The following is a 14949-nucleotide window of genomic DNA, read 5'->3' on the forward strand; positions in this document are numbered from 1 at the left end:
TGGCTGCGCGCGCGTCAGCGCTTGGAGACAAAAACGTGCGCGGCAACGTCACGCGGAAGCTCCGCGGGAGTGTCGTTCGCGTCACCGTCACCTGTCACCCGCACACCGTCGTCGCTCGCCGCGAGCGTCACCTCGCGTCCGGGTTGTATCCCAACTTGCTTGAGTTTAAGCATCACAGCAGGATCGCTTTGCACTTGTTCGCTGATCCGGCGCACCACGACCGGGATGTCACGCGGCCCGGCGGCCTCGGACATCGAGGTCAGGACGTTGGCCGCGCCCTCGGTGACCTCCTGCGCCCCCAGCTCGGCCAGCCCCGGGATGGGGTTTCCGTGCGGGCAGACCGTGGGGTTGTCGAGCAGCGTCACCAGCCGCGCCTCGACCGACTCGGACATGACGTGCTCCCACCGGCACGCCTCGATGTGCACCTCTTCCCAGGGAAGGCCGATGACCTGGGTGAGCAGGCATTCGGCCAGGCGGTGCTTGCGCATCACGCGGGTGGCCAGCGTGCGGCCCAGGTCGGTCATCGACAGGTGCCGGTCGCCCTCGACGCGGACGAGGCCGTCGCGCTCCATGCGGGCGACGGTCTGGCTCACGGTGGGGCCGCTCTGCTGGAGGCGCTCCGCGATGCGGGCGCGAAGGGGGACGATGCCCTCCTCTTCGAGCTCATAAATCGTACGGAGATACATCTCCGTCGTGTCGATCAGGCCGTGTGCGGTCAAGGCTCCTCCCAACTGAAATGCTACGCCGGTCGTGGCGGGGACTGAGCCCGTCCGCTACGGGCACAGAAGTCATCAGGAACCCTATTGGGAGAACGACCGACGATGGTTAAGGACGGCAACAACGGAGCGGCCGAGTTCCTTCCCGCCCGGCGCGACCTCGGCTCCCTGCGCACGGCGGCCGCCCGCTGCGAGGGCTGCGACCTGTACGCGAAGGCCACCCGGACGGTGTTCGGCGAGGGCCCCGAGCAGGCCCGTTTCATGCTGGTGGGCGAGCAGCCGGGAGATCGCGAGGACCGCGAGGGTCATCCGTTCGTGGGGCCCTCCGGACGCGTGCTTGATCGGGGTCTGGAGGAAGCCGGAATCGAACGGGACGCGGTTTATCTGACGAACGCCGTCAAACATTTCTCCTTCACTCCCAGAGGGAAGAGAAGGATTCATCAGAAGCCGACGGTCGCCGAGATCGAGGCGTGCCGGCCGTGGCTCGGCGCGGAGCTGGAGGTGGTGCGTCCCGACGTGGTCGTGGTGCTCGGCGCGACGGCGGCCAGGTCGCTGCTGGGCAGGGCGTTCCGAATGACCGAGCACCGGGGCGAGCCGGTGCCGCTCGGCGACGCGCTCGCGGTGGCCACGATCCACCCCTCGGCGGTGCTGCGCGCGCCCGACAGGGACGCGGCCTACGCGGGCTTCGTCTCCGACCTCAGGGCCGCGGCGCGGGTGTCGGAGCGGTAGTTGCGGAACCCGGCCACCGACAGGCCGACGACGAGCACGGTGACCGCGCACGCCAGTCCCCCGCCCACCCAGGCGCCGGTGAGCCCGAAGGCGGTCGCGGTCGCGCCGGCGCGCAGGTCGCCGAGGCGCGGGCCGCCCGCCACGACCACCATGAACACGCCCTGCATCCGCCCGCGCATCTCGTCGGGGGCGTAGAGCTGCAGGATCGACTGCCGCCACACCGACGAGATCACGTCGGCCACGCCGCCGACCGCCATGAACGCCACGACCAGCCACAGTTCGCGCACCAGCCCCGCGGCCGCGACGGCGAGCCCCCACATGGCGATGGCCAGCACGAGCGCGACGCCCTGCCGCGAGATCCGGCCCACCCAGCCGGAGAACAGCGCGCCGGCGACCGAGCCGATCGCCATGGCGGAGGTCACCCAGCCGAGCGCGGTCATCGAGCCGCCGAACCGATCGGCGGCCAGCTCGGGGTAGAGGGCGCGCGGCATGGCGAACACCATCGCGATGATGTCCACGACGAACGACATCAGCAGCACCGGGCTCCTGGCGATGAAGCTGAGGCCCTCCCAGACCGCCCGGGCTCCCGGACGTGTCACCTCGCCCAGCGGGGGCAGGGTGGGCAGCCTGAGGGCCGCGTAGAGGCCACCGCTGAACAGCAGGGCGTCCACCGCGTACGCGGCGGCGTAGTTGGGGTGGTCGCCGCCGGTGGCCAGCAGCACGCCGCCGAGCATCGGGCCGACGACCGCGCCGAGGCTGTAGACCAGCGAGTTGAGCGCGTTGGCGGCCGGCACCAGCTCGGGGTCGAGGATGCGCGGGATCACCGATCCCCTGGTCGGGCCGGTGATCGCGAACCCGGTGGCGTTGACCGCCGTCGCCGCGAAGATCAGGTACACGTTGCCCAGCCCGAGCAGGGCCTGCGCCAGGATGACCAGGGTGGCCGCCCAGGTGATGAGCGAGCCGATGACGAGCAGCCTGCGCCGGTCGAAGGCGTCGGCGACGGCCCCGCCCCACAGCCCGAAGACCAGCAGCGGGACGAGGTTGGCCATGCCGAGCAGGCCCACCCAGAGCGAGGAGTGGGTCAGGTCGTAGACCTGCTGGCCGACCGCCACCACGGTGACGGCGACGCCCACGTTCGAGACGGCCTGGCCGGACCAGATCCGCCGGTACGCGGGCACGGCCAGCGGCCTTGTGTCCACAAGATGACGTTTGACCAGTTCCCCGAATGCCACCTAAGGCAATTTAAGGTGCAAGTCTCTCCAAAGCCCAACCGGGTCGGGTGCGCCGGTAGCGCAGCCTGTCGTGCATCCGGTCGAGCTGTCCCTGCCAGAACTCCACCTCGGTCGGCGTCACCCGGAAGCCGCCCCAGAAGTCGGGCACCGGCGGATCCTCCGGCCAGCGGGCGGACAGCTCCTCGTAGCGCTCGTCGAGCTCCTCGCGCGAGCGCACGACCGCCGACTGCCGCGAGGCCCAGGCCCCGATGCGGGAGCCGTACGGGCGGGAGTTGTAGTAGTCGGCCGACTCCTGGTGGGAGATGCGGGCGACGGTGCCCTCGATGCGGATCTGGCGGCGGATGGCGTGCCAGGGGAACAGCAGCGAGGCGCGTCCGTTCTCGGCCAGGTCGCGGCCTTTGCGGGACTCGTAGTTGGTGTAGAAGACGAAGCCGTTCTCGTCGTAGCCCTTGAGCAGGACCGTCCTGGCGCTCGGCCGGCCGCCCGCGGAGGCGGTGGCGAGGACCATGGCGTTGGGTTCGGGCAGGCCGGCGTCGAGCGCGTCCTGGAACCAGACGGTGAACTGCGCGACGGGGTCGGACGCGAGGTCGGTCTCGAGCAACGGCTCGCCCTCGTACGTTCGGCGTAGCGCCGCCAGCAGGGGCGGGCGCGGGGTGGCATCCACGAGACGGTATTCTTGCGCGCTCATGTGGCAGATCCCACGCTAGGGCGCGTTCGGCGGCCTGACGCAGGTCGCGGGACACGTGCCCACAGCAGGCTCCCTACCAGCGGGTTTGACGTTTCGGCGGGTCCCGAGACCGACCATGACCTGGGAGGGGGTTAAATTGACCCGCCGGTATCTCGACATCAAGGCATTGCCGTTACATGGCAAGAAAGGGAGGCGGCCGAGCATGTCCGACTTCAAACCCGGCCTCGAAGGCGTCGTAGCTTTCGAGACCGAGATCGCGGAACCGGACAAAGAAGGGGGCGCCCTTCGATACCGGGGCGTCGACATCGAGGAGCTGGTCGGCCGTGTCCCGTTCGGGCACGTTTGGGGCCTGCTGGTCGACAACAAGTTCCAGCCGGGCCTGCCCCCGGCGGAGCCGTACCCCATCCCTGTCCACTCCGGTGACATCCGCGTAGACGTGCAGAGCGCGCTGGCCATGCTGGCTCCGGCCTATGGCTTCAAGCCCCTGCTCGACATCAGTGACGAGGAGGCCCGCGACCAGCTCGCGCGCGCCTCCGTGATGGCGCTCTCCTTCGTCGCGCAGTCCGCGCGCGGCCTCGGCCTGCCGATGGTGCCGCAGAGCCGGGTCGACGAGGCGAAGACCATCGTCGAACGCTTCATGATCCGCTGGCGCGGTGAGCCTGATCCCAAGCACGTCAAGGCCATCGACGCCTACTGGACCTCGGCCGCCGAGCACGGCATGAACGCGTCCACGTTCACCGCCCGCGTCATCGCCTCCACCGGCGCCGACGTGGCCGCGGCGCTCTCCGGCGCCGTGGGCGCGATGTCGGGCCCGCTGCACGGCGGCGCCCCCGCCCGCGTGCTCCACATGATCGAAGGCGTGGAGCAGCTGGGCGACGCCAAGAAGTACGTCCAGAGCGAGCTCGACAAGGGCAACCGGCTCATGGGCTTCGGCCACCGCGTCTACCGCGCGGAGGACCCGCGCGCCCGCGTGCTGCGCCGCACCGCCAAGGAGCTCGACGCGCCCCGCTACGAGGTCGCGGCGGCGCTGGAGCAGGCCGCCCTGGAGGAGCTGCACGCCCGCAAGCCCGACCGGGTGCTCGCCACCAACGTCGAGTACTGGGCGGCCGTGGTGCTGGACTTCGCCGAGGTGCCCTCGCACATGTTCACCTCGATGTTCACCTGCGCCCGCACGGCCGGCTGGGCCGCGCACATCCTGGAGCAGAAGCTCACGGGCCGGCTGGTGCGTCCGAGCGCCAACTACATCGGCCCGGCCTCGCGCCCGCTGAGCGACGTCCCCGGCGCCTCCGAGGTTGTCGGCACGATCTGACACGTTTTCGCCCGTGTCATGAACGGCCCGCCCGCTCAAGGGCGGGCCGTTCCGCGTCTCATTCGGCGGACCCGTGCGACGTCACCCGGACGGCCTCAGTACGCTTGGCACGTGGCTGACATCGTGATTCCCGCTGACATCAAGCCCGCCGACGGCCGTTTCGGCTGCGGGCCCTCGAAGGTTCGCACCGAGCAACTGGCCGCGCTCGCCGCCTCCGGCGCGAGCCTCATGGGCACCTCCCACCGCCAGAAGCCGGTCAAGAACCTGGTCGGCCGCGTGCGCTCCGGCCTCGCCGACCTGTTCTCGCTGCCCGAGGGCTACCAGGTCGTGCTGGGCAACGGCGGCACCACCGCGTTCTGGGACATCGCGGCCTTCGGGCTGATCAGGGAGAAGTCCCAGCACCTGTCGTTCGGCGAGTTCTCCTCGAAGTTCGCCGCCGTCGCCAAGAAGGCGCCCTGGCTGGCCGACCCGAGCGTGATCAAGTCCGACGTCGGCACCCACCCCACCGCGGTGGCCGAGGACGGCGTCGACGTCTACGCCCTCACCCACAACGAGACCTCGACCGGCGTCGCCATGCCGATCTCCCGCGTGGGCGGCGACGACTCGCTGGTGCTGGTCGACGCCACCTCCGGCGCGGGCGGCCTGCCGGTCGACATCGCCGAGACCGACGTCTACTACTTCGCCCCGCAGAAGAGCTTCGCCTCCGACGGCGGCCTGTGGATCGCGATCATGTCGCCGCGCGCCCTGGCCAGGGTCGAGGAGATCGCCGCCTCCGGCCGGTACGTGCCCGAGTTCTTCAGCCTGCCGATCGCGATCGACAACTCCGGCAAGGACCAGACCTACAACACGCCCGCCGTGGCCACGCTGTTCCTGCTGGCCGACCAGCTCGACTGGATGAACGGCAACGGCGGCCTGGCCTGGACCACCGCCCGCACCGCCGAGTCCAGCCAGCGCCTGTACACCTGGGCCGAGAAGTCGTCCTACGCCACGCCGTTCGCCGCCCCGCAGTTCCGCTCGCAGGTGGTCGGCACGATCGACTTCAACGACGACGTCGACGCCGCCGAGGTGGCCAAGGTGCTGCGCGCCAACGGCATCGTCGACACCGAGCCCTACCGCAAGCTGGGCCGCAACCAGCTCCGCATCGCGATGTTCCCGGCCATCGAGCCGTCCGACGTCGAGGCGCTGACGGTCTGCGTCGACCACGTGGTCGAGCGCCTCTAGCCCATCGCGCGCCGGCCCGTCCGGCGGGTCAGCTCGTCCAGGAGCGCCAGGGCGTCCGCCTCCTCGACGCTCTGCGCGAACCTCGTCAGCACCGGCAGCCTGTCGGTGCTGACGGCGAGGGCCTCCAGCATCAGGCGGCTGACGTGCTCGGCCCTTGAGCAGGCGGCCGCGTAGCGGAAGGCGTTGCGCGAGGGCGTGCGCACCAGCAGGCCCTTGCGCACCAGCCGCTCGGCGACGGTCTGCACGGTCGTGTACGCCAGGTCGCGGTCTTCGTTGAGGCTGCCCAGGAGCTCCCGCACGCGCATGGCCCTGCCGGCATCCCACAGCACGTTCATGATCGCGCGTTCCAGGGATCCCAGGTTCGCCAACTCAACCAGTCCTCCGGCTCGATCAGTAGGAAACATTCTTGCCCGAACAACCCCCGATCGGCCAGGGGCGAGCGCTGCCCCGCAGCCTCGGCTACCTCATGTTCGCCAGCCGCTGGCTGCAGGTCCCGCTCTACCTGGGCCTCATCGTGGCGCAGGCGGTGTACGTCTGGCAGTTCATGACCGAGCTGTGGCACCTGCTCAGCAGCGTCTTCCTGCACCCGGCGACCGGCGACGGCACGTCGGCCGAGGTCGTCGTCATGCTGACGGTCCTGGCGCTGATCGACGTCGTGATGATCTCCAACCTGCTGATCATGGTGATCATCGGCGGCTACGAGACGTTCGTCTCGCGCATCAACCTCAACGACCATCCCGACGAGCCCGAATGGCTCTCCCACGTCAACGCCAACGTGCTGAAGGTCAAGCTGGCCACGGCCATCGTGGGCATCTCGTCGGTGCACCTGCTGCAGACGTTCATCCGGGCCCGTGACGTGCCCAACGACAAGATCATGTGGCAGACGATCATCCACCTGGCGTTCGTGGCCTCGGCGATCGGCCTGGCGCTCATCGACCGCATGCTCTCCAGCTCACCGGCCGAGCACACCAAGCCGCACCTGTAGGGCTCAGACGCGGGCCGGCAGCTCTTTCCTGCGGCGCAGCACCCAGGCGGCCACCACGCCGCCCAGGAGCCCGAACAGGTGGCCCTGCCACGAGATGCCCTGCTGGTTGGGGAGCAGGCCCCACAGGATCGAGTAGTAGGCCACGCCCACGCCGATGCCGATCAGGATGTCCACCAGGCGGCGGTCGAACAGGCCGCGGGCCAGGACGAAGCCGAAGTAGCCGAAGACCAGGCCGCTCGCGCCGATGGTGATCACGCCGGGGCTGGACACCCATGTGCCGAGGCCGCCGATCAGCACGATCAGCAGCGTGGCCCAGAGGAACTTGCGGATGTCGCGCACCGCCGCCAGGAAGCCCAGCACCAGCAGCGGCAGCGAGTTGGCCATGAGGTGGCCGAAGCCGCCGTGCAGGAACGGCGCGAACAGGATGCCCACCAGGCCGTCGGCGTCCCAGCCCGCGATGCCGTAGGAGTCGAGCGCGCCGCCCATCACGTAGTCGACGCCTTCCAGGACCCACATCACGGCGAGCATGGACCCGAGGATGACGATCGCCTTGATCGCGCTCGACAGGAAGGTGCCGGCGCCGCGCCTGGCCGACTCGAACCTGGAACCCGAATGGTCGCTCATGCGCTCTCCTGGTGGTGGTCTCCTCCCTTTACCGTACGCAGGAAAGGTCACGCACGCGCGTTGACGCGGCCCCTTCCGGACGTGCGGAAGGGGCCGGCGTACGGGTGAGGGTTACTCGCCCTTCCACTGGGGGGCGCGCTTCTCGGCGAAGGCCGCCGCGCCCTCCATGGCGTCCTTGGAGCCGAACACCGGGTTGATGATCGCGCCCTGCCTCTTGAACATCTCCTCCAGGGGCCAGTCCTGGGACTCGATGATCACCTTCTTGGTCGCCGCGAGCGCCAGGGGCGCGTTGGCGGCGATCTTGCGGGCCAGCTCCAGCGCGCCCTCCAGGGCGGCCCCGGGCTCGGTGATCCGGTTGACCAGGCCCAGCTCGTACAGGCGGGAGGCGGGGTAGTGGTCGCCGGTCAGGGCGATCTCCATGGCGACGTGGTACGGGATCCGCCGCGGCAGCCGCATGATCCCGCCCGCGCCCGCCACCAGCCCGCGCTTCGGCTCGGGCAGCCCGAACGTGGACTCCGACGAGGCCACGATGACGTCGCAGGACAGGGCCAGCTCGAAGCCGCCCGCCAGGGCGTACCCCTCGACCGCGGCCACCAGCGGCTTCTTGGGCGGCGCCTCGGCGATGCCGCCGAAGCCGCGCCCCTCGACCACCGGGACGTCCCCGGACAGGAACCCCTTGAGGTCCATGCCCGCGCAGAACGTGCCCCCGGCGCCGGTCAGCACGTACGCCGAGATCTCGGGGCGGGCGTCGAAGGTGTCCAGCGCCTCGGCGATCCCCCGGGCCACCGCGCCGTTGATCGCGTTACGCGCCTTCGGCCGGTTGATGGTGATGACCGCGACGTTGCCGGACTCCTCGACGAGCACTTCGTCAGACACGGGACCTCACTTGGGCTGGAAGCGGATGCCGCCGTCGAAGCGCACGACCTCGGCGTTCATGTAGTCGTTCTGGACGAGCGAGTGCACCAGGTGGGCGAACTCGTCGGCCCGGCCCATGCGCTTGGGGAAGACCACGGGGGCCACGAGCTTGGCCTTGAACTCCTCGGCGTTGCCGGAGAAGCCGTAGATGGGGGTGTCGATGATGCCGGGGCAGATCGTGTTCACGCGTACGCCGATGGCCGCCAGGTCGCGCGCGGCGGGGACGGTCATGCCCACGATGCCGCCCTTGGAGGCCGAGTAGGCGAGCTGGCCCGTCTGGCCCTCCAGGGCGGCGACGGAGGCCGTGTTGATGACCACGCCGCGCTGGCCGTCGGCGTCGACCGGCTCGGTGGCGGCGATGGCGGCCGCGGCGATGCGCATGAGGTTGAAGGTGCCGATCAGGTTGACCTCGATCACCTTGCGGTACGTGGCCGGGTTGTGCGGCTTGCCCTCGCGGTTGACCGTGCGCTCGGCCCAGCCGATGCCCGCGCTGTTGACCACCACGCGCAGCGGCTTGCCCGTGGCCACGGCCGCGTCGACGGCCGCCTGCACCTGATCGTCGTCCGACACGTCCGTCCTGACGAAGACGCCGCCGAGCTCGTCGGCGACAGCCTTGCCGCGCTCCTCGTTGAGGTCGGCGATGACCACGGTGGCGCCCGCGCGGGCGAGCTCGCGGGCCGTCGCCTCACCGAGGCCGCTGGCACCGCCGGAGATGATTGCTGCAGATCCGTTGACGTCCATATCCCGGACCTTAACGCGCCAACCGAATGAAGTTCTACTCGGGGCCGGTTAAATTCCGCCCACGGCGCTGTCGACGTCGGAGTACACCTTGATCCGCCGGTCGAGCCCCGTGGTCCGCAGGATACGCGCCACGGGCGCCTGGGGCGCGGCGAGGGACACCCCGCCTCCCTCTCCCGTGGCCAGCCGCCAGGCCTCGATCAGCACCGAAAGACCGCTGGAGTCCATGAACGACAGCTGCTGCAGGTCGAGCACGAGCCTGGCGCTGTCCTGCTTGATGGCGTCGCGGACCTCGTCGCGGAGGAACGGTGCGGTGAACAGATCGAGCTCTCCCTCAACGGCCACCACCACGGCGTCACCCAGGGCGTGTCGCGCAAGCCGCAGCTTCATTTGGCCCCTCCTCGATGAGCCACTGTACTTCGACATCCCCGGATAGCGGGCATGCACAAACTACGAAGAGCCGGATACAGAAGGACTAGACCGGACTAATCACGCGCTGGACGCGGCGCTGAGGGTTCTTACCCAGCCGGCCGCCCGGCCCGCGACCTGGGGACCAGGTTGCCTCATCCGGCCGGGACGGCGAAGCCGTACGGGAGCTCCAGGCGGTGCCCGGCCAGCAGCTCGGCGTCGGCCAGCAGCTCGCGCGTGGGCCCGTCGGCGGCGATCACGCCTCCCGACAGGATCAGCGAGCGCTCGCACAACTCCAGCGCGTACGGCAGGTCGTGGGTGACCATGAGCACCGTCACGTCCAGCGAACGCAGGATCTCGGCCAGCTCCCTGCGCGCGGCCGGGTCGAGGTTGGAGGACGGCTCGTCGAGCACCAGGATCTCCGGCCGCATCGCCAGCACCGTGGCCACCGCCACCCGGCGCCGCTGGCCGAACGACAGGTGGTGCGGCGGCCGGTCGGCGGCCTCCAGCATGCCGACCCGGTCGAGCGCGTCGCGGACCACCCGGTCGAGCTCGGCGCCCTTGAGGCCGGCGTTGGCCGGGCCGAAGGCGACGTCGTCCCGGACCGTGGGCATGAAGAGCTGGTCGTCGGGGTCCTGGAAGACCAGGCCGACGCGCTGCCTGATCTCCTTGAGCGTGTCCTTGCGCACCGGGACGCCGCCCACGGCCACGCTGCCGTGCCCGGCGGTGAGGATGCCGTTGAGGTGCATGACGAGGGTCGTCTTGCCGGCGCCGTTGGGGCCGAGCAGCGCCACCCGCTCACCGCGGCCGATCGCCAGATTCACGCCGAACAGCGCCTGAGTGCCGTCGGGGTAGGCGTAGGCCAGGTCACTGACCTCCAGAGAGTTCACCATGAGAGCCCCAGAACCGCGAGTGCCACGACGGGCAGGGCGAGCGCCGCCGCCCACTGCCCGATGGATGCCGAAATATCTTGAATTATCGGCATCCGTCCAGCGTAGCCGCGACTCAGCATCGCCAGATGCACCCGCTCGCCCCGCTCGTACGAACGGATGAACAGCGCCCCGGCCGAACGCGCGATCACCGGGATCTGCCGGAAGTTGCGCGCCTCGAACCCGCGCGACTCGCGGGCCACCCGCATCCGCCGCATCTCCTCCAGGATCACGTCCATGTACCTGAGCATGAACATGGCGATCTGCACCAGCAGGCTCGGCAGCCGCAGCCGCTGCGCCCCGACGAGAATGATCCGCGGCTCGGTGGTGGCCGCGAGCAGGATCGAGGCGATCACCCCGAGCGTGGCCTTGACCAGGATGTTCCAGGCCGCCCACAACCCCGGCACGCTCAGCGAGACGCCGAGCACCGTCGTGCGCTCGCCCATCCCGATCACCGGGATCAGGAACGCGAACAGCACGAACGGCAGCTCGATCACCATCCGCCGCAGCACGTGCCCGACCGGCACCCGCGCGGCCAGCGCGACGCCCCCGAGCAGCGCCGCGTAGACCGCGAACGCCCAGAAGCGCTCCCGCGGCGTGGCCACCACGACGACAGCGAAGGCGAAGACGGCGAGCAGCTTGCACTGCGGCGGCAGCCGGTGGACGAGGGAGTCACCCGGCAGGTAGAGATCGTGCCGATGCCCCGCGCCCACCGTCACTCACCGTCTCTCACAGATCAGACCCCTACGTTCGTACGGCTGCGCGCGGCGAACGCCACGGCCCCGGCGATGAGCAGCACGAGCCCGACGCCGACGATCCCGGCCACGCCGACCGGGATGCCGCCCACCTCACCGTAGTCGGCCAGCGCCCACGACCCGAACGCGTGGTCGGCCGCCTGGCCGCTGAAGCCCTTGTTCTCGGCCACGGCCTCCAGCCCGTCGGGGTCGGAGGCGGCGAAGAAGGACACCACGCCGGCCAGCACCAGGGTCAGCCCGATCCCGCCCAGCAGGAACGGCTTGAGCGCGCCCGGCCGGGCCGCCGGCGCCGGCTCGTCCACGGTCGTGGTGGCGCCGTCGGCCCCCTTGAGCACCAGCGGCTTGGCCAGCCCGCGGGCGCCGTACACCAGGTCGGGCCGGACGGCCAGCACGGCGGCGACGGTGGTGGCGGTGATCAGCGCCTCGCCGATGCCGATCAGCACGTGCACGCCGCCCATGGCCGCGGCCACGGCCGACACCTCGATGGGCGCGGTGCCGCCGATCCAGAACAGCAGGGAGAACACCAGCGCCGAGGCCGGCACCGAGATCAGCGCCCCGAGGAAGGCCCCGAGCGTCACCCCGCCCCGGCCCCTGGCCATCGCGGTGACCAGCCGGAAGACGCCCCACCCGACCAGCACGGTGACGATGCCCATGATGGTGATGTTGACGCCCAGCGCGGTCAGCCCGCCGTCGGCGAAGAACACGGCCTGCACCAGGAGCACCACGGCCATGCAGAGCACCCCTGTGTAGGGCCCCACGAGTATCGCCGCCAGCGCGCCGCCCAGCAGGTGGCCGCTGGTGCCCGCCGCGACGGGGAAGTTCAGCATCTGGACCGCGAAGATGAAGGCCGCCACGAGCCCCGCCATGGGCGCGGTCCGGTCGTCCAGCTCGCGACGGGCGCCCCGCAGGCAGACCGCTACCCCGGCGGCCGCCACCGCTCCGGCGGAGACGGATGTAGCTGCGTTGAAGAAGCCATCGGGTACGTGCACGGCAACGCCTCCAGAAGGACGAACAAATCCTCCTCACTTTAGAGCATCGCCTTGCACCTGCACATAGGTGGCAATTACTGAAGGAGCTTCCTGAGGATCGTTCGCGGCGTCAGCCGGTGCACGACCGTGCTCAGCCGTCCCTTCCCCGAGGTCGCGTACGGCCGCACGCTGCGCAGCAACGCCGCCCCCCGCCACCTGCGCGGGCCGGCGACCGTGTCGGCGTCGGTCTCGATCCTGAACAGCGCGGGCGGCCCGCCGAGGTCGAGCTCCAGGTAGGCGTCCCAGGTGCCGGGCGGGAGCCGGCCCACCGCCGGCCGGGCCGCGAACCCGCCTCCGGGCAGCGCCGTCACGCGCTCGGCGCGCTCGCGGCCGGTACGCCGTTCGCGCCAGACGATCTGCCTGATCGCCGCGCACTCGGGCACCTGCCCGGCCACGCTGACCTCGCCGTGCACGACCAGCCGGTGGCCCAGCCCCCACCTGGTCCGCTCCAGCCGGACGGTGCCGGGCACGGCGACGACATGGCCGCCGACGTCGATGCTCAGGTTGCCGTTGTCCCTGGTGAAGTACGGCAGGGTCACCACGCCGCCGATCAGGCGGGGCTGCGGCCGGGTGACGCCGTTGTCCCGGTCGGCGCCCAGCCGGCCGTGGCGCACCACCCCCTCCAGCTCGACCGCCACCCGCAGGTCCCAGACGCCGGAGGCGAGCGCGGCGGCCTCCACCCGGGCGGTGAACTCCGCGCCCCGCCGCTCGGCCGGGACCACGAGCTCGCCGTGCGGGTCGTTGCGGGGGCGCAGCACCAGGGCCACGCCGTCGTCCTGGCTGATGCCCTCCAGCCCGGCCGTGCCGCTCACCACCAGGTGGTCCTCCTCCCAGCGCAGCCCGGTCAGCCGCCGCCGCACGGTGGCGCTCTCGATGCGGGCCAGCCGGACCAGGCGGTCGACGTCGCCGAGCGCGGCCACGCGCTGCTTGTCGATGGTGTTGAGCCGGGCGTGCACGCCGGGGGTGAACCACTCGTCGCACAGCGCCGCGACCTCCTGGGCGATCTCCTTGCGGCGCACGTCGTCGCTCTCCAGGAACACCGTGCCGAGCTGGCTGAAGGCGTCGAGCCTGAAGTGCCGGCGCAGCAGGTGGTCGCGCAGCGGGCCGGGCTCGACGTGCCGGGCCATGAGCCGGATGGGCCGCCGGATCATGGTCAGCCAGGCGATCGGGTCGCGGCTGCCCGCCCGCTGCATGATGCTGCTGCCGTCGGACCTGGAGACCAGGTGGTAGCAGTCGTAGTCGGCGACCACCGAGATCACGCCGGCGTGGCAGTAGGCGTGCACGGTGAACATGATGTCCTCGCCGACCAGCATGTCCTCGGCGAAGCGGATGCCGTGACGCTCGACCATCTCCCGCCTGAACAGCTTGAAGCAGCTCAGGCTGTTGTAGACGTTGCTGTCGGCCAGGGTCAGGCGCTCGGCGTTCTGCTGGAACATCGAGGCCGGGGCCCGCCTGCCGTGGCCCACGATCTTGCCGAGCACGATGTCGGAGCCGTTCCTGTCGGCCATGGCGACCATGCGTTCCAGCGCCTCGGGGCCGAGGTGGTCGTCGGCGTCGCAGAAGAAGACGTACCGGCCGGTGGCGTGGGCGAGGCCGACGTTGCGCGGCCGGCCGGCGCCGCCCGACCCCTCGATGTGCACGACCTTGACGCTGGACTGGTGGTAGGTGGCATAGAGGTCGAGGAGCTCGGCGCCGCCGTCGGTGGAGCCGTCGTCGACGACGATGATCTCCTTCTTCACCCGCTGCACCAGCGCCGAGGTGAGGCACCTGTCCAGATAGGGACGGCAGTTGTGCACCGGGATGACGACGCTGACGTCGACCGTCTCGTCGTTGTTACCCGCCGCCGACATCGCCACCACTGCCGTCACCTCGGAGTCACGTTGCGCCGCCATGTCGTTTCAGTATGTGACGAACGCCCGTCGCCGCGGGGGGCGATCGGCCGTCTTGGAGTCACCTATTTGCCGACCCCGGCGATTCGTTGCATTCTTCGGATAGACCCCACAGATGGCTCTAATCAGCACATTCACCAGGGACCGAATGAGTTTCAGGGGAAAATCCTCGACCTGTCAGAGGAAGAAAACTCTCCGCCGGGATCAGGGACGTACTCCGTCGGCGTCTCAGGTCATCCTCCGGCGGGGTACACACGTCTACAGTTAGGCAACCTTGACCGGGGAGGTGGCGGTAATGGCATCGAATCTTCGCTGGCATCGGGCGGGCGGCACGGGTATGGGCAAGGCCGAGTTCGCTCGTTCATCGGCGCGCCTGACGGAGCTCTTCCAGTGCTCGGCGATGCTGCGACGTACGCGGCTGCGGGCCGAGGAGATCGTCGACGAGGCCCGCGCGCTGCTGGCCGAGGCCGAGGCCGAGGAGTTCGCCGACCCCGACCGCATCGAACGTCTGCGCGGCCAGCTGGAGGAGGCCCGGGCTTCCTACTCCAAGGTGCTGACCGCATATGTCACGATCTGCCGCAGGATCAACCAGGAGCGGCAGGAGATTCTGGCGATGCAGATGGACATCGAGTTGAACCGCGATTCCGGCCTGTCGGGAGTCGCTTGACGATTTGTCCGGGACAATTCCCGGAACCCTCGACGGAATGAACTCCCCTCCCTCCGGTCCGCGCCTCCCCTGAGAACGTTTCAGATAGATGTGAACCTATGTGACACCTGAGACGT

Annotated in this window: 17 protein-coding genes; 5 read left to right on the forward strand and 12 right to left on the reverse strand. The window is 70.1% G+C overall.

From position 1 onward, the window contains the following. Window positions 1–14 precede the first annotated feature (14 nt). Window positions 15–719 carry a metal-dependent transcriptional regulator gene (locus ACIBK9_RS00250; protein ID WP_352322278.1) on the reverse strand — a complete coding sequence of 235 codons (705 nt, stop codon included), beginning with the start codon at window positions 717–719 and terminating at the stop codon, window positions 15–17. Between the two features lie 102 nt (window positions 720–821). Between ACIBK9_RS00250 and ACIBK9_RS00255 the strand changes: the two genes are divergently transcribed. Continuing rightward, window positions 822–1445: a UdgX family uracil-DNA binding protein gene (locus ACIBK9_RS00255; RefSeq protein WP_397153991.1), complete on the forward strand. Its 624-nt coding sequence runs from the start codon at window positions 822–824 to the stop codon at window positions 1443–1445. Here ACIBK9_RS00255 and ACIBK9_RS00260 read toward each other — a convergent pair. Both ACIBK9_RS00260 and pdxH read right to left on the reverse strand, forming a co-directional pair. Then, a complete protein-coding gene (locus ACIBK9_RS00260) occupies window positions 1391–2677 on the reverse strand; it encodes an MFS transporter (protein ID WP_397153993.1) in 1287 nt (428 codons plus the stop codon). The genes ACIBK9_RS00255 and ACIBK9_RS00260 overlap by 55 nt on opposite strands. A gap of 10 nt (window positions 2678–2687) precedes the next feature. Next, entirely contained in the window at window positions 2688–3365 is a 678-nt protein-coding gene (gene pdxH, locus ACIBK9_RS00265; protein ID WP_358289213.1) for a pyridoxamine 5'-phosphate oxidase, read from the reverse strand. Window positions 3366–3567: 202 nt separating this feature from the next. Here pdxH and ACIBK9_RS00270 point away from each other — a divergent pair, with 202 nt between their 5' ends. Together ACIBK9_RS00270 and serC are read left to right on the forward strand one after the other, a co-directional pair. Further along, the gene (locus tag ACIBK9_RS00270; RefSeq protein WP_352322285.1) at window positions 3568–4674 is read left to right on the forward strand and encodes a citrate synthase 2; all 1107 of its coding nucleotides are present in this window, start codon (window positions 3568–3570) and stop codon (window positions 4672–4674) included. Window positions 4675–4785: 111 nt separating this feature from the next. After that, window positions 4786–5895 carry a phosphoserine transaminase gene (serC, locus tag ACIBK9_RS00275; RefSeq protein WP_352322287.1) on the forward strand — a complete coding sequence of 370 codons (1110 nt, stop codon included), beginning with the start codon at window positions 4786–4788 and terminating at the stop codon, window positions 5893–5895. Here serC and ACIBK9_RS00280 read toward each other — a convergent pair. Continuing rightward, a complete protein-coding gene (locus tag ACIBK9_RS00280) occupies window positions 5892–6263 on the reverse strand; it encodes a BlaI/MecI/CopY family transcriptional regulator (protein ID WP_397153995.1) in 372 nt (123 codons plus the stop codon). The two genes, serC and ACIBK9_RS00280, sit on opposite strands and share 4 nt — an antisense overlap. A 38-nt stretch (window positions 6264–6301) precedes the next feature. Between ACIBK9_RS00280 and ACIBK9_RS00285 the strand changes: the two genes are divergently transcribed. Further along, complete coding sequence (locus tag ACIBK9_RS00285; RefSeq protein ID WP_352355382.1) at window positions 6302–6880, forward strand: TIGR00645 family protein; 579 nt, start codon at window positions 6302–6304, stop codon at window positions 6878–6880. Window positions 6881–6883: 3 nt separating this feature from the next. Here ACIBK9_RS00285 and ACIBK9_RS00290 read toward each other — a convergent pair whose 3' ends face one another. The 8 genes from ACIBK9_RS00290 to ACIBK9_RS00325 form a co-directional block, all read right to left on the reverse strand. After that, on the reverse strand, window positions 6884–7504 hold the full coding sequence (locus ACIBK9_RS00290; protein WP_352355384.1) for a rhomboid family intramembrane serine protease: 621 nt from the start codon (window positions 7502–7504) through the stop codon (window positions 6884–6886). Between the two features lie 111 nt (window positions 7505–7615). Further along, window positions 7616–8380, reverse strand: coding sequence for a crotonase/enoyl-CoA hydratase family protein (locus ACIBK9_RS00295; protein ID WP_397153998.1), 765 nt, complete (start codon window positions 8378–8380; stop codon window positions 7616–7618). Between the two features lie 6 nt (window positions 8381–8386). Next, window positions 8387–9160: an SDR family NAD(P)-dependent oxidoreductase gene (locus tag ACIBK9_RS00300; protein WP_352322296.1), complete on the reverse strand. Its 774-nt coding sequence runs from the start codon at window positions 9158–9160 to the stop codon at window positions 8387–8389. Window positions 9161–9208: 48 nt separating this feature from the next. Next, entirely contained in the window at window positions 9209–9547 is a 339-nt protein-coding gene (locus ACIBK9_RS00305; RefSeq protein WP_138689510.1) for an STAS domain-containing protein, read from the reverse strand. A gap of 173 nt (window positions 9548–9720) precedes the next feature. Continuing rightward, window positions 9721–10458, reverse strand: a complete 738-nt coding sequence (locus ACIBK9_RS00310; RefSeq protein ID WP_358289230.1) for an ABC transporter ATP-binding protein — start codon at window positions 10456–10458, stop codon at window positions 9721–9723. Then, window positions 10452–11207, reverse strand: a complete 756-nt coding sequence (gene cbiQ, locus ACIBK9_RS00315) for a cobalt ECF transporter T component CbiQ (RefSeq protein ID WP_358289233.1) — start codon at window positions 11205–11207, stop codon at window positions 10452–10454. Before cbiQ ends, ACIBK9_RS00310 begins: the two co-directional genes overlap by 7 nt. A gap of 23 nt (window positions 11208–11230) precedes the next feature. Continuing rightward, window positions 11231–12238 (reverse strand): energy-coupling factor ABC transporter permease, encoded by a 1008-nt coding sequence (locus ACIBK9_RS00320; RefSeq protein WP_397154000.1) that lies wholly within the window; start codon window positions 12236–12238, stop codon window positions 11231–11233. Between the two features lie 74 nt (window positions 12239–12312). After that, window positions 12313–14169: a glycosyltransferase family 2 protein gene (locus ACIBK9_RS00325; protein ID WP_397154002.1), complete on the reverse strand. Its 1857-nt coding sequence runs from the start codon at window positions 14167–14169 to the stop codon at window positions 12313–12315. A gap of 292 nt (window positions 14170–14461) precedes the next feature. Between ACIBK9_RS00325 and ACIBK9_RS00330 the strand changes: the two genes are divergently transcribed. After that, a complete protein-coding gene (locus ACIBK9_RS00330) occupies window positions 14462–14833 on the forward strand; it encodes a hypothetical protein (RefSeq protein ID WP_358289241.1) in 372 nt (123 codons plus the stop codon). Window positions 14834–14949: the final 116 nt, after the last annotated feature.

It is taken from the genome of Nonomuraea sp. NPDC050227, from assembly GCF_044459705.1.
In the GTDB taxonomy this organism is placed as follows: Bacteria; Actinomycetota; Actinomycetes; order Streptosporangiales; family Streptosporangiaceae; genus Nonomuraea.

Coding starts and splice junctions, on each gene's coding strand:
- ACIBK9_RS00310 (WP_358289230.1), bottom strand. CDS start 10,458: ATGGTGAACTCTCTGGAGGTCAGTGACCTGGCCTACGCCTACCCCGAC.
- ACIBK9_RS00255 (WP_397153991.1), top strand. CDS start 822: ATGGTTAAGGACGGCAACAACGGAGCGGCCGAGTTCCTTCCCGCCCGG.
- ACIBK9_RS00270 (WP_352322285.1), top strand. CDS start 3,568: ATGTCCGACTTCAAACCCGGCCTCGAAGGCGTCGTAGCTTTCGAGACC.
- ACIBK9_RS00300 (WP_352322296.1), bottom strand. CDS start 9,160: ATGGACGTCAACGGATCTGCAGCAATCATCTCCGGCGGTGCCAGCGGC.
- pdxH (WP_358289213.1), bottom strand. CDS start 3,365: ATGAGCGCGCAAGAATACCGTCTCGTGGATGCCACCCCGCGCCCGCCC.
- ACIBK9_RS00330 (WP_358289241.1), top strand. CDS start 14,462: ATGGCATCGAATCTTCGCTGGCATCGGGCGGGCGGCACGGGTATGGGC.
- ACIBK9_RS00290 (WP_352355384.1), bottom strand. CDS start 7,504: ATGAGCGACCATTCGGGTTCCAGGTTCGAGTCGGCCAGGCGCGGCGCC.
- ACIBK9_RS00325 (WP_397154002.1), bottom strand. CDS start 14,169: ATGGCGGCGCAACGTGACTCCGAGGTGACGGCAGTGGTGGCGATGTCG.
- ACIBK9_RS00305 (WP_138689510.1), bottom strand. CDS start 9,547: ATGAAGCTGCGGCTTGCGCGACACGCCCTGGGTGACGCCGTGGTGGTG.